Annotated in this window: 13 protein-coding genes and 1 tRNA gene; 12 read left to right on the forward strand and 2 right to left on the reverse strand. The window is 74.4% G+C overall.

Annotation, left to right across the window (positions count from 1 at the left end; translation table 11 throughout):
- Positions 1-158 precede the first annotated feature (158 nt).
- Together ACWGO8_RS01285 and ACWGO8_RS01290 are read right to left on the reverse strand one after the other, a co-directional pair.
- A complete protein-coding gene (locus ACWGO8_RS01285) occupies positions 159-947 on the reverse strand; it encodes an LmeA family phospholipid-binding protein (RefSeq protein ID WP_452041346.1) in 789 nt (262 codons plus the stop codon).
- Positions 944-2,620: an arginine--tRNA ligase gene (locus tag ACWGO8_RS01290; RefSeq protein WP_452041347.1), complete on the reverse strand. Its 1,677-nt coding sequence runs from the start codon at positions 2,618-2,620 to the stop codon at positions 944-946. The genes ACWGO8_RS01285 and ACWGO8_RS01290 overlap by 4 nt, the downstream gene beginning before the upstream one ends.
- Positions 2,621-2,659: 39 nt before the next feature.
- Between ACWGO8_RS01290 and ACWGO8_RS01295 the strand changes: the two genes are divergently transcribed.
- The 12 genes from ACWGO8_RS01295 to ACWGO8_RS01350 all read left to right on the forward strand — a co-directional run bounded on the left by ACWGO8_RS01295 (position 2,660) and on the right by ACWGO8_RS01350 (position 13,428).
- Positions 2,660-3,280 carry an iron ABC transporter ATP-binding protein gene (locus ACWGO8_RS01295; protein ID WP_452041348.1) on the forward strand — a complete coding sequence of 207 codons (621 nt, stop codon included), beginning with the start codon at positions 2,660-2,662 and terminating at the stop codon, positions 3,278-3,280.
- An 11-nt stretch (positions 3,281-3,291) separates the two neighbouring features.
- Entirely contained in the window at positions 3,292-4,488 is a 1,197-nt protein-coding gene (locus ACWGO8_RS01300; RefSeq protein ID WP_452041349.1) for an ROK family protein, read from the forward strand.
- An 87-nt stretch (positions 4,489-4,575) separates the two neighbouring features.
- Positions 4,576-4,648, forward strand: a tRNA-Arg gene (locus ACWGO8_RS01305).
- Positions 4,649-4,700: 52 nt separating this feature from the next.
- A complete protein-coding gene (locus ACWGO8_RS01310; protein ID WP_452041350.1) occupies positions 4,701-5,348 on the forward strand; it encodes a DUF2461 domain-containing protein in 648 nt (215 codons plus the stop codon).
- A 100-nt stretch (positions 5,349-5,448) separates the two neighbouring features.
- Positions 5,449-5,982: a sigma-70 family RNA polymerase sigma factor gene (locus tag ACWGO8_RS01315; protein ID WP_452041351.1), complete on the forward strand. Its 534-nt coding sequence runs from the start codon at positions 5,449-5,451 to the stop codon at positions 5,980-5,982.
- Positions 5,969-6,751, forward strand: coding sequence for a hypothetical protein (locus ACWGO8_RS01320; protein ID WP_452041352.1), 783 nt, complete (start codon positions 5,969-5,971; stop codon positions 6,749-6,751). The genes ACWGO8_RS01315 and ACWGO8_RS01320 overlap by 14 nt, the downstream gene beginning before the upstream one ends.
- 110 nt (positions 6,752-6,861) lie before the next feature.
- A complete protein-coding gene (locus tag ACWGO8_RS01325) occupies positions 6,862-8,886 on the forward strand; it encodes a TPM domain-containing protein (protein ID WP_452041353.1) in 2,025 nt (674 codons plus the stop codon).
- Positions 8,887-9,046: 160 nt separating this feature from the next.
- Positions 9,047-9,784 carry a PspA/IM30 family protein gene (locus tag ACWGO8_RS01330; protein WP_452041354.1) on the forward strand — a complete coding sequence of 246 codons (738 nt, stop codon included), beginning with the start codon at positions 9,047-9,049 and terminating at the stop codon, positions 9,782-9,784.
- A gap of 149 nt (positions 9,785-9,933) precedes the next feature.
- Positions 9,934-10,557 (forward strand): J domain-containing protein, encoded by a 624-nt coding sequence (locus tag ACWGO8_RS01335; protein WP_452041355.1) that lies wholly within the window; start codon positions 9,934-9,936, stop codon positions 10,555-10,557.
- Positions 10,558-10,589: 32 nt separating this feature from the next.
- Positions 10,590-11,468: an arginase family protein gene (locus ACWGO8_RS01340; RefSeq protein WP_452041356.1), complete on the forward strand. Its 879-nt coding sequence runs from the start codon at positions 10,590-10,592 to the stop codon at positions 11,466-11,468.
- An 86-nt stretch (positions 11,469-11,554) separates the two neighbouring features.
- Positions 11,555-12,997 (forward strand): dihydrolipoyl dehydrogenase family protein, encoded by a 1,443-nt coding sequence (locus ACWGO8_RS01345; RefSeq protein WP_452041357.1) that lies wholly within the window; start codon positions 11,555-11,557, stop codon positions 12,995-12,997.
- Positions 12,949-13,428 (forward strand): Fe-S oxidoreductase, encoded by a 480-nt coding sequence (locus ACWGO8_RS01350; RefSeq protein WP_452041358.1) that lies wholly within the window; start codon positions 12,949-12,951, stop codon positions 13,426-13,428. Before ACWGO8_RS01345 ends, ACWGO8_RS01350 begins: the two co-directional genes overlap by 49 nt.
- Position 13,429: the final 1 nt, after the last annotated feature.

Below are 13,429 nucleotides of genomic sequence, written 5' to 3' on the forward strand. Positions count from 1 at the left end.
ACCGAGGGTCGTATGCCGGGCCGAATCGGTGACGGTCCGCGGTACGAATGCAGGAACTTCCATGCGACGCGCCGTGGCGGCCGGCGCAACACGCCGACTCCCGCGAGATTCTTCCTGCATTCGGGTCTCGGCCAGCCGTGGGAGCCGAGCGGTCAGGCTCAGCCGCAGCTGCCGCGCGTCGCCAGGCTCTGCTCGTCGAGGCTGATGCCGGTCGCGCCGAGCGTGACGGTCGCCGAGCCGGGCTCGACCGTGATCTGCTGCACCTCGACGCCCTCGGGCAGGTACTCGGCGACGCAGACCGGGATCGGGTCGTCGCCCATGAGGCGGTCGACGAGCCCCGAGACGTCGATGGCGCCGCCGCCGGCACCCACCTCGACGCCGGTCGGCTCGAGGAGCACGGTGTCGCCGGCCGCCGTCGGACGGGCGGTGACGGTGTACTCGATCGGCAGGCCGAGGAACCGCACGGTGTCGGAGTACGCGACCGCGCCGTCGCCGAGCACCACGTCGCCCTGCACGCCGGGGACCTCGATGAGGGAGTTGACCGCCGCCTCGCTCGCCTCGATCGTGGCCGTCGCGCGGCCGACGCGGGCGTCGAGCCCGGGCGGCACGTCCTGCGCCTCGACGTGCACCGAGATCGGGACGCCGTTCACGGTCAGCTCGGGCGCCGAGAGCTCGACCTGCTCCATCGAGCCCGCGAGGTACTGCGCGATGACCGAGAGTCCGCCGAGCTTCACGTGCACGTCGCCCTCGACGCCTTCGGGCAGGTTCTGCTCGAGCTGCTCCGCGACGCGCTGCTCCGCGATGTTGCGCACGACGATGTCGGCGATCACGACGAGCGCGACGAGCACGCCGAAGATCACGACGAGCGTGATCCACACGCGGGCGGCGCGGTTCCTCCGCCGCGGGGGCATCCCCGCGGCATCCGTGGCCGGCGCCGCCTGCGTCACATGCGCTCCGGAGCCGAGACGCCGAGCAGGTCGAGGCCGTTGCGCAGGACCTGTCCGGTGGCGTCGTTCACCCAGAGTCGCGTGCGGTGCAGGTCGCCGACCGGCTCGTCGCCGAGCGGCAGCACGCGGCAGTTGTCGTACCAGCGGTGGTAGAGGCCCGCGAGCTCCTCGATGTAGCGCGCGACGCGGTGCGGCTCCCGCAGCTCCGCCGACTGGGCGACGATGCGCGGGAACTCCTGCAGCCCGCCGAGGAGCGCCGACTCGGTCTCGTGCGTGAGCAGCTCGGGCGCGAACGACGAGCGGTCGACGCCGACGGATGCCGCGTTCCGGGCCACGGCGGACGTGCGCGCGTGCGCGTACTGCACGTAGAACACGGGGTTGTCGTTCGTGCGGCGCTTCAGCACCTCGGGGTCGATCGTGAGCGGCGAGTCGGCGGGGTACCTGGCGAGCGTGTACCGCAGCGCGTCGGTGCCGAGCCACGCCTGCAGGTCGTCGAGCTCGATGATGTTGCCGGCGCGCTTGGAGAGCTTCGCGCCGTTGATGCTCACGAGCTGCCCGATGAGCACCTCGATGTCCCGCTCGGGGTCGTCGCCCGCCGCCCCCGCGAGCGCGCGCAGGCGATGCACGTACCCGTGGTGGTCGGCCCCGAGGAGGTAGATCTTGTGGCCGAATCCGCGGTCGCCCTTGTCGAGGTAGTAGGCCGCGTCGGCCGCGAAGTACGTGTAGGCGCCGGTGCCACGGCGGATGACCCGGTCCTTGTCGTCGCCGAAGTCGGTCGTGCGCACCCACACGGCGTCGTCCTCGTCGAAGACGTGGCCCTGCGCGCGGAGCCGCTCGACGGCGGTGTCGACGTCGGAGAGCCCGTCGTCGCCCTTGTCCTGCAGGCGGCGCTCGCTCGTCCAGACGTCGAAGTGCACGTTGAAGCGCTCGAGCGAGGCGCGGATCTCGGCGAGCTGCAGCTCGTAGGCGATCTCGGTGGCCGTGTGCAGGGCGACGGCCTCGTCGAGCTCGAGCAGCTTCGGCTCGCGTTGGAGCACGCGTGCCGCGAGGTCGCCGATGTAGCTCCCGGGATAGCCGCCCTCGGGGGTCGGCTCGCCCTTGGCCGCCGCGAGCACGGAGCGCCCGAAGTTGTCCATCTGGGTCCCGGCGTCGTTGATGTAGTACTCGTTGGCCACGTCGGCGCCCGCCGCGCGCAGCACGCGGCCGATGGAGTCGCCGAGCGCCGCCCAGCGGGTGTGGCCGATGTGCAGCGGACCGGTGGGGTTGGCCGAGACGAACTCGAGGTTGATGCGGCCCCCGCCGGCGAGCGACTCGCTGCGCCCGTAGCCGTCACCCGCATCGACGATGGTCCTGGCGAGCGCGCCGGCCGCGGCGGCGTCGAGCCGGATGTTGATGAAGCCGGGTCCCGCGACCTCCGCGCTGGCGACCCCGTCGATGCCGGCCAGGGCGTCGGCGAGCTCCGTGGCCATCTCGCGGGGGTTGGCGCCGAGCGGCTTCGCGACGCGCATGGCGATGTTCGACGCCCAGTCGCCGTGCTCGCGCAGCTTGGGACGCTCGAGGGTCACCTGGTCGGCCGAGAGCTCGAGCGAGACGTCGGCGCCGGCCGCGCGACGTCGCTCCACGAGCCCGTTCACGAGGTCGAACAGGGCACGCGAGAGGTCGTCGGGAGTCACCCGCAAATCCTACCCGGCACGGTTGATAGGGTTTCGCACATGCCGCGCTCGCCCCACCTCGCCCGAACCCGTCCTGCCGGCCTCGCGCTCGTCGCTGCGGCATCCGTGGCACTGCTCGTCGGCTGCGCGCCCGACGCCGCAGAGTCCGACGCGACGGCCGCCCCGACGACCGCGCCGACCGCTCCGGCGAGCGCCGACCCCGAGCCCACCGAGTCGGCCGAACCGCCCATCCCGTTCGAGATCGCGTGCGACGCGCTGCTCACGGCCGACCAGCTCTACGCCTTCAACCCGAACGTCGGCGCCGACCCCGGCTACCAGCCCGGCGGCGGCGACATCGCGACGCTCGTCGAGGACGACGCGGGCACGGCGTGCGGCTACCTCAACCAGACGAGCGGCGAGATCATCGAGGTCGGCGTCGCGACCCCGACCACGGCGGCCGGCGAGGCGCGCCGCAACCAGGCCGCGGTCTCGTCCAAGCCGGTGCCGACCTACGGCACGCCGCCCGACGTCGCGGGGTACTTCACGCAGGCCGGCGGCATCGGCGAGGCGCAGGTCTTCCAGGGGGACTACTGGATCGTGATCCAGTCGCCCGACCTGTTCGAGCCGGGCGACGCGCAGCAGCTCGTCGCGTCGGTGCTCGCCAACCTCCCCGCGGCCTGACGGTCCGGCGCATGGCGGCGAACTCCTCGACGGGAACGCCCTCGTGGCTGGGCGCCGTCAACGACCGTGCCGGCCTCGCCGTGCTGCTCGAGCAGGGTCCGCTCACGCGCAACCGCATCTGCGAGCTCGTCGGGGTGTCGAAGCCCACGGCCTCGCAGATGATGTCGCGGCTGCTCACCGCCGGGTTCATCGAGGAGCGCGGCCGCACGTCGGGCTCGGCCGGCCGCAGCGCCGTCGTGTACGCCGCGCGCACCGACCGCCCGCTCGGCGTCGCGCTCGACCTCGACGCGTTCGAGCTGCGTGCCACGGTCGTCGACGCGACGGGCGACGAGCGCCCCGTCGTGCGCCGGGCGCTCCCACACGATCCGACCGAGCGCTCCCCCGTCGACGAGGTGTCGCGCGCCATCGCGGATGCGAGCCAGGCCGCGGGCACCGATCCCGACGTCGTGCACTCGATCGTCATCGGCATCCCCGGCTACGTCGACCCCGGCGAGACGGGCGAGCTGTTCAGCGAGACCCTGCCGGGCTGGCCCGTGCGCGGGCTGCGCTCGATCCTCGAGGGCGAGCTCGGGCGCGAGGTGCGCATCGAGAACGACGTGAACCTCGCCGCCGTCGCGGAGCGCGAGCTGGGCGCGGGCGTCGACCGCGACGTGTTCGCGGTGCTCTGGCTCGGCAACGGCGTCGGCGCGTCGTTCGACGTCGCCGGCGACCTGCACCGCGGCAGCTTCGGCGGCGCGGGCGAGATCGGCTTCCTCCCGCTGTCGGTCGCGGCGAGTGCGCTCGACCCGAGCGCGCGCACCGCGCAGGACCTGGTCGGCGGCCGCGCCGTCGCGCTGCTCGCCCGCGCGCACGGGCTCGACGTCGCCGGCTACCACGCGGCGCGCGAGGCGCTGGCCGAGCCCGATGCCGAGGCCGTGCGCGCCGGCGTCTTCCACGATCTCGCCGAGCGCGTGGCCCACGTCGCCCTGCCGCTCCTGGCGACGCTCGACCCCGGACGCCTCGTGCTCGCGGGACCCACCGCCAGCCTCGGCGGCGACGCCTTCGCCGCGGAGGTCGAGCGGGGCATCCGCCGCATCAGCCGCTGGTACCCCGAGGTGGTCGCCACGCGCGTCGACCGCGACCCGGTGCTGCGCGGGGCGCGCATCCAGCTCGCCGCGCGCGTGCGCGAGGAGCTGCTCGACACGGTCGCCAGCGTCAGCCTCGCCTGACCGTCGAGCAAGCCCGCTCAGAGGGTCTTCCCGGGCGACCGGTGGTCGGAGCGCGTCCCGCGGCAGTGGTAGTGTCTACTGCTGTGCGCCTCCGTAGCTCAGGGGATAGAGCGCCGGTTTCCGGTACCGTAGGTCGGGGGTTCGAATCCCTCCGGGGGCACTCCAGGCGATAACCTCGCCGAGCCGTTCCGAACCTCCTGGAGGAGGCGGAGATGACCGTGTTCACCGGCTGGCTCCCGGGCGCCGTCGCGTTCTACGAGGGCCTCGAGGCCGACAACTCCAAGGCGTACTTCACCGAGCATCGCGCCGAGTACGACGAGCTGGTCCTCGCGCCGATGCAGGCCCTGCTCGACGACCTGGCCGCCGAGTTCGGCGAGGGACGCGTCTTCCGGCCGTATCGCGACATCCGGTTCAGCGCCGACAAGTCGCCGTACAAGACCGCCATCGGCGCGACCGTCGGCGGCTCGGGCTACGTGCACTTCTCCGCGTCCGGCCTCGGCGTCGGCGCCGGATGCCACGTCATGGCGTCCGACCAGCTGGCACGGTTCCGGGAGGCCGTCGCCGACGACCGGAGCGGCGAGGCGCTCGTCGCCGCGGTGTCCGCGGTGGAGGCGGGTGGCGTCGGCGTGTCGGCGAGCGACCAGCTGAAGCGGGTGCCGCGCGGCTTCGACGCCGACCATCCGCGCGCCGACCTGCTCCGCGACAAGGACCTCACCGCCTGGGTCGAGTGGCCCGTCGAGCCGTGGCTGCATACGCCCGAGGCGGAGGACCGGGTCGTCGGCGCGCTCCGCGCGTCCCGTCCGCTCACGGACTGGCTGGACGAGCACGTCGGCGCGTCGGAGCTCGAGCGCTCGCGCTGACGTGCCGGCACTGGGCATCCGCTCGGGCACCCAACGAAACGGCCCGCTCGTTCGTCGATACAGGTGACGGCGGAGTCCCGCCGTCGGGAGGAGGACTCGGGTGGCACGCCCGTGGGACGAGGTGGCGACGGCGCTGGTCGTCGAGCGCGGCGATGCGCTGAGCCGCTACGCCTACCTGCTCACGGGCAGCCTCGACGACGCCGCCGACCTCGTGCAGGACGCCCTCGTGCGCACGTTCGGCACGCCCCGCCTCGGCCTCACGCTGCCGCGCGCGGAGGCGTACGTCCGCCGCGCGATCCTCAACGCGGTGATCGACCGCTCCCGCCGCGACGGCACGTGGCGACGGGTGCGGCACCTCGCGGTCGCGCCATCGAGCGTCGACTCGGCGAACGCGGCGACCGACGAGCGGCTCGACCTGCTGGAGCGCATCCGGGCGCTCCCGCCCCGGCAGGCCGCGTGCATCGTGCTGCGCTACTACGAGGACCTCACGGTCGACGGCATCGCCGGCGTGCTCGGCATCAGCTCAGGCGGCGTGAAGCGGTACCTCAGCGACGGCCTGCACGCGCTCTCCTCCTCCCTCGATCCGGCCGGGACGCGCGCCGCGCGGACGGGAGGCGACCATGTCAGCACCTGATCCCACCACCGGGCTCGGCGAGGGCCTGAAGCGCGCAGCGGATGCCGCGACGCCGCGTCCCGTCGACGTCGACGCGGTGCTGGCGGCGAGCCGTTCCCGTCGCCGGTCTCGACGGACGGCGATCGCGAGCGGTGCGGGCGCGCTCGCGGCCGTGCTCGTCGTGGGCGGGCTCGTGATCGGCCTGCAGGGCGGCTCCGGCGGCTCGACCACCGCCGGCGCGCCCGCCGTGTCGGAGTCGGCCGGCGCGGAGGCCGGCGCCGTCGAGGAGGAGGCCGGTTCGGGCCTCCGGCTCGCGGCACCCGAGACCGTCAACCGCTGCGGCTCGGCCGTGGTCGGCGCCGGGGAGCGTGCGGGAACGCCGCTCGCGGTGTCGGTCGAGGCGCCCGTCGCGCCGGTGCCGCCCGGCGCCGCGGCATCCGTCGTCGTCACCGTGACGAACACGGGCACCGAGGTCGTCGAGGGCGAGCTCTCGCGCGTACCGGCGATCACGGTGGCGGACGTGGACGTCGTCACCTGGCACTCGAGCGGCACGTCGGAGGCCGGCGCCGTGCACGTCTCGCTCGCGCCGGGCGAGTCGGTCACGCTCCCGGGCGTGGTCGAGGCGCTGCACTGCACGGCCGCGGATGACGACGGCGAGGCGCTCCCGGGAGACCTGCCGCCGCTCTCCCCCGGCCCCTACGCGCTGGGCGCGACCGTCGCGTTCTCCACGCCCGTCGAGGGCATGGTGCTGCTGCTCACGTCCCCGCTGGTGCCGATGTCGGTCGGCTGATCACGGCGCCTGTGGAGGCGCTGCGAGGGCACGGGCGCGGCATGGACGAGGCCTCCGACTCCCCCATAGACTCGGGATGGCCCGCGGGGGCGGGGGAAGGGCACTGGTGCATGTCGTCTCGAGGTCGCACGTCAGCAGTTCTCGGGATCATCGTCGGCGCGGTGCTCGCGCTCGGTGCGACGGCGCCGGCCATGGCGGAGGACCCGGTCGACTTCGGGCAGAGCCCGATCGTCGACACGGTCGGGGCCCTGAGCGGCAGCACGGCTGAGGTCGAGGCCGCCATCGAGCGGGCGACCGACGCGACCGGGCGTCAGCTCTTCGTGGCGTACGTCGACGAGTTCACGAATCCCGAGGCCGCCGACGCCTGGGCGAACGACACCGCGATCGGCAACAACATGGGCGCCGAGGACTACCTCCTCGCGGTCGCCGTCGACGGTCGCGCGTACTACCTCTCGGCCGATGCCAACGCGTCGCTGTCCGACGCCGAGCTGGCCCGGATCAGCCAGGACGTCATCGAGCCGAAGCTCCGCGACGGCGACTGGGCCGGCGCCGCGATCGCCGCCGCCGACGCCATCGGGGGCGGCAGCGCGGGCGGCGGCGGAGGAGGCGGCTGGGGCTGGGTGATCTTCCTCGTGGTCGCGGCCGTGGTCGTTGCGATCATCGCCATCGTCCTCGCGCGCCGCCGACGCAAGTCCAAGGCGGAGGCCGGCCCGGCGGGTCCGCCGCAACCCTCGATCGACGAGCTTCGCCGGCAGGCCGGCAGCGCCCTCGTGCAGGCCGACGACGCGGTGAAGACGAGCGACGATGAGCTGGGGTTCGCGGTCGCGTCGTACGGCGAGGCGGCAACGGCCGACTTCAAGGCGGCCCTCGACGGCGCGAAGGGCAAGGTCGCCGAGGCGTTCTCGCTGCAGCAGCAGCTCGACGACGCCGACCCCGACACCGACGACGAGCGCCGCGCCTGGTACTCCGGCATCATCCGGCTCGCGGGCGAGGCCGACGCCATCCTCGACGAGCAGGCCGAGAAGTTCGACGAGCTGCGCGCGCTCGAGCGCAACGCGCCGGCCGAGCTCCAGCGCGTGCAGGGCGAGGCGGATGCCGCGGCCGCACGCGTCTCCGCCGCCCCGCAGCGGCTCGCGGCCCTCACCGGCACGTACGCGGCATCCGCCGTGGCACCCATCGCCGACAACCCCGCCCAGGCCGATGCCCGGCTCGCGTTCGCCCGCGAGGAGCTCGCCCAGGCGGCGACCGCGGTCGCCGCGCAGCGCGCGAGCGACGCCGCCGTGGGCATCCGCGCGGCCGAGGAGTCCGTCGACCAGGCCGTGCTCCTCGCCGACGCCATCGACCGCCTGGCGACCGACCTCGCCGCCGCCGACCAGGCGGTGTCGGCCGGCGTCGCCGACCTCGAGGCCGACGTGCAGACCGCACGCGGGCTCGGCGACCCTGGCGCGGCGACCCTCGCCGACCGCGTCGCGGGCGAGGCAGCCGCCCTGCGCGCCGGGCTCGGCGCCCCCGGGCGCGACCCCCTCGCGGCGCAGGCCCGAGTCCAGCAGGTGAACACCGAGATCGACGCCGCGATCGCCGGCGTGCGCAACGCCGCGGAGCAGCGCGCCCGGGCCGAGGCGCAGCTCGGACGCTCCCTCGCGACCGCACGGGCGCAGGTGCAGGCCGCGGAGGACTACCTCGTGGCGCGGCGCGGCGCCGTCGGCGCCGAGGCCCGCACGCGCCTCGCCGAGGCCGGGCGCCTGCTCGTCGAGGCGGAGGCGCTCGCGCCGACCGACCCCGCGGGCGCGCTCACGACCGCCCAGCGCGCGGAGTCCCTCGCCCGCACGGCGCTCTCCCTCGCCCAGCAGGACGTCGGCGGGTTCGGCGGCGCCATGGGCGGCGGGTTCGGTGCCGGCTACGGCGCCCAGCAGGGCGGCGGAGGCGGCGGCGACCTGTTCGGCGCGGTGCTCGGCGGCATCCTGATCAACTCGGTCCTCGGCGGCGGCGGCGGCGGCGGCGGCGGAATGTTCGGCGGCGGCGGAAGCAGCGGCGGCGGGTTCGGCGGCGGCTTCGGCGGCGGCGGACGGCGCTCGCCCGGCAGCTTCGGCGGGTCGGGCACCCGATCGCGCCGCGGGGGCGGGGGCCGCTTCTGAGCCCGGCGGACTCCCACGCGACGACCCACCGATCCCGAGCCGACGACGCCGACACGACGACCACGACCTCCACGACCTCCACGAACTCCACGACCTCCACGAACTCCACGAACTCCACGACCACGACACGACGCACACGCACCACAGGAAAGGGAACACCATGACGAAGCAGTCCATCTTCGGCCGCATCTCGCAGCTCATGCGGGCGAACATCAACGCCCTCATCGACGAGGCCGAGGACCCGCAGAAGATGCTCGACCAGATGGTGCGGGACTACACCAACTCCATCGCCGACGCCGAGGCGGCCATCGCCGAGACGATCGGCAACCTGCGCCTGCTCGAGGACGACCACCGCGAGGACGTCGAGGCCGCCCGAGAGTGGGGCGAGAAGGCGCTCGCGGCGAGCCGCAAGGGCGACGAGCTGCGCTCGGCGGGCGACCCCGCAGGCGGCGACAAGTTCGACAACCTCGCGAAGGTGGCGCTGAGCCGCCAGATCTCGGCCGAGAACGAGGCGAAGGCGGCCGAGCCGCAGATCGCCGCGCAGACCGAGGTGGTCGACAAGCTCAAGGCGGGCCTCAACGGCATGAAGGAGAAGCTCGTACAGCTCCAGAACAAGCGCTCCGAGCTCATCGCCCGGGCCAAGACCGCCCAGGCGCAGCGCCAGGTGCACGACGCCGTGAAGTCGATCGACATCCTCGACCCCACGAGCGAGATCGGGCGCTTCGAGGACAAGATCCGTCGAGAGGAGGCGGTCGTGCGCGGCCAGGCCGAGCTCGCAGCATCGAGCCTCGACGCCCAGTTCAACGAGCTCGACGACCTCGGCGAGCTCACCGAGGTCGACGCGCGCCTCGCCGCGCTCAAGGCGGGCGGCTCGTCGCAGGGTGCGATCTCGGGCTGATCCACTGCAGTGACGGATGCCGCGGGCCGCACTGGCTCGCGGCATCCGTGCGTCTGCGGCTCGTCGTGACGACAACGGCGACGCCGAGCTCCCCGCATGTTGCTCGCAAGCCGTGGCCGGAGGCCCGCCCCGCGGCGTACCGTGGCCGCATGACGCCCGACGAGGCCGCCGCAGTGCTCGGCGTCCGGCCCGACGCCGACGAGGCCGAGATCGAGCACGCCTATCGGCGCCTCGCCAGGGAGCTGCACCCCGACCGCGTCGCGGGCTCGTCGCCGGGCGCGGTGCGGGCGGCGAACGACCGGTTCGTCGCCGTGATGACGGCGCACGAGGTGCTCGTCCGGAGAGCTCGGGCGCAGGCGCGCGCGACGGCAGCGGCGACGAGGGCGGGGCCGGGCACGCCTCCGGGCAGGCCGGGTCGGCGCGCTGCGGATGCCGCGGCATCCGGCAACCCGCCCGAGCCGTTCGGCTGGTGGCTCTTCGCCACCTGGACGCTCGTCCTCGTCGTCGGGGCACTGCTCACCCTGTCGGGACTCCCGGTGTGGTCGCCCGTCGACCTCTGGCTGCGGGTGGTGCTGCTCGTGGGCTTCGCCCTCGCGACCGGACTGACCGGCCGGCGATGGGTGTGGCGGGTGACGCTGGTGCTCATCGGGCTCAACGCCGTCGCCACGGTGCTCGCCACGACGTTCGGCGGACTCCTCGGGCTCGGATTCATGATCGTGGCGAGCTTCGGGCTGGCGATCCAGGCACGGCTCGTGCGGTTCCCCGACCAGTGACCTGCGCGCGGGCGCGCGCGATACTGTGAGGCATGCCCGCAACGTTCGTCGTCGTCCCCATGTGGCAAGGCTCCGTGTCGTCGCGTGCCATGAGCCACGCCGACGGCGCGGCCGCGATCCGCGGCGACCTGCCCGCCGCGGCGACCGTCGTGGTCGACGTCCCGGTCGAGGCCGGCGACGCGCTCGGCACCGGCGTCCGCCGCTACAGCGCGCTCCGCCGCGTGCGCGAGCTCACCGAGGAGGCCCTCGCCGCGGTGCCCGACTGGGCGCTCACGGTGGGCGGGGACTGCAGCGCGTCGCTCGCCGCGGTGGCGCACGCCTCGCGCCGCACCGGCGGCGACCTCGCGGTGCTCTGGCTCGACGCGCATCCCGACCTGAACACCCCCGAGACGTCCCCGTCGGGCGGATTCGGCGGCATGACGCTGCGGGCGATCGCCGGCGAGGGTGCCGACGGCCTGGCGCTCGACGCCGACACGCGCGTCCCGCCCGCGCGACTCGTGCTCGGCGGCATCCGCGCGATCGACGACGAGGAGCAGCGCTTCATCGACGAGCACGACGTGACGGTGCTCACGGTCGAGGACCTCTCCGATCCCACCATGGTCATCGCCGCGCTGCAGGACACGGGCGCGTCCCAGGTGTTCGTGCACATCGACCTCGACGTGCTCGACCCGTCGGCGCTGGTCGGCCTCTCGTACCCGATGCCGTTCGGCATCGACGCGGCCACGCTGGTGGCCCTGCTGCGCGCGATCGTCGTCGCGTTCCCGCTCGCGGGCGCCGCGATCGCGGGCTTCGCCCCGGCGTCGCCGGAGGCCGCGGAGGACGACTTGCCGACCATCCTGCGACTCGTCGCGGCCCTGACCTCGCGCCCCGCCCGCGACGCCGACGACGCGGCATCCGACACCCCGGACTGATCGCGCAACGGGTGCCGCCCGTCGGCCGTTCTGCCTAGGCTGGGGCCATGTCTGCCCGGCGCCGGCCGGGTTCGGAGGGGAGCAGCATGGAGCGCGAGGTGGACGTCGTCGTCATCGGCGCCGGACCCGTGGGCGAGAACGTCGCGGACCGGGCGAGGGCCGCGGGCCTCGACGTCGTGCTCGTGGAGCACGAGCTCGTCGGCGGCGAGTGCTCGTTCTGGGCGTGCGTCCCGTCGAAGACCCTGCTGCGCAGCGCGGCGGCACTCCGCGCGGCCCAGCGCGTGGGCGGGGCCGCCGAGGCGGTCACCGGGCCGCTCGACGTCGCGGCCGTGCTGAAGCGGCGCGACTACTGGGTGTCCGACTGGGACGACGCGGGCGCGGCGAAGTGGGTCGCGAGCGTGGGGATCGAGCTCGCGCGTGGACACGGCCGGCTCGACGGACCCCGCCGCGTCGTCGTCGCGAGCGCCGACGGCACGGAGACCACGTTCGCCGCCCGGCACGCGGTGGTCGTGAGCACCGGCTCCGACCCCGCGATCCCCCCGATCGCCGGCCTCGCCGAGGCGTCGCCGTGGACCAGCCGCGACGCGACGAGCGTCGAGGAGCCGCCCGCGCGGCTCGCGATCATCGGCGGCGGCTTCGTCGCGGTCGAGATGGCGACCGCCTTCGCCGGCTTCGGCACCGAGGTCACCGTGCTCGCCCGGCACGAGGTGCTCGGCGACATGGAGGACTTCGTCGGCGACGCGGTCGTCGAGGGCCTGCGCGGGCTCGGGGCGACCGTGCGGCTCGGCGTGGAGCCGACGCAGGTCGAGCGCAACGGCTCGGGCGAGGTCGTGCTCACGCTCGACGACGACTCCACGGTGACGGCCGACGAGGTGCTCGTCGCCACCGGCCGCGTCCCGCGCTCGCGGTCGGTCGGACTGGAGACCGTCGGCCTCGAGCCCGGATCGTGGCTCGACGTCGACGAGACGATGCTCGTGCGCGGTGCCGAGGGCGACGGCGACTGGCTCTACGCGGTCGGAGACATCAACCACCGTGCGCTGCTCACCCACCAGGGCAAGTACCAGGGCCGCGCCGCCGGCGACGTGATCGCCGCACGCGCCGCCGGGCGCCCGGTCGACGACGCCCCGTGGGGCGCGCACGTCGCGACCGCCGACCACTCCGCGGTGCCGGGCGTCGTGTTCGGCGAGCCCGAGGCCGTGTCGGTGGGCCTGACCGAGGCGGCGGCGCGGCGCGCGGGCCGTGAGGTGCGCCTCGCCGACGTGCCCATGCAGTCCGCGAGCGGCGCCGGCATCCTCGCCGACGGCTACGAGGGTCGGGCGCGCCTCGTCGTCGACGCCGAGCGCGACGTGATCATCGGCGCGACGTTCGTCGGCCAGGACGTCGCCGAGCTCCTGCACGCCGCCACCATCGCAGTGGTCGGCGAGGTGCCCGTGAGCCGGCTCTGGCACGCCGTGCCCGCGTTCCCGACGATGAGCGAGGTGTGGCTGCGACTGCTCGAGGACCTCGGCCGGCCCAAGGTCGACGCGTGAGCCGGCTGGGCCTCATCGACTCCCCCATCAGCCGCGCCGGCTACTGGTGGGCGACGTCGGTGGGCTTCACTTGGGGCTTCCTCTGGAGCACCGGCCGCGTCGAGCGCCGCGGCGGGCTCATCGTCTTCACCGGCATGCCGAAGTGGACGTTCGGTCGCGGCGGCTCGTGCGTCGGCGGCTGCTACCTCACCGACCGCAACGCGGGCGACGTGGTGCTCGGCCACGAGGCCGTGCACCGCGAGCAGTGGCGGAAGTACGGCATGCTCTTCCCCCTCCTCTACCTCATCGCCGGGCGGAACCCGCTGCGCAACCGGTTCGAGATCGAGGCCGGGCTCGAGGCGGGCGGCTACCTGCCGAGACGCCGACCGGCCCGGGCGCCGCGCGCTGCGGCATCCCGACCGGTCGATGGGAACGCGCCCAGGAGCGCGTGAG

This window comes from Agromyces sp. NPDC055661 (genome assembly GCF_053618135.1).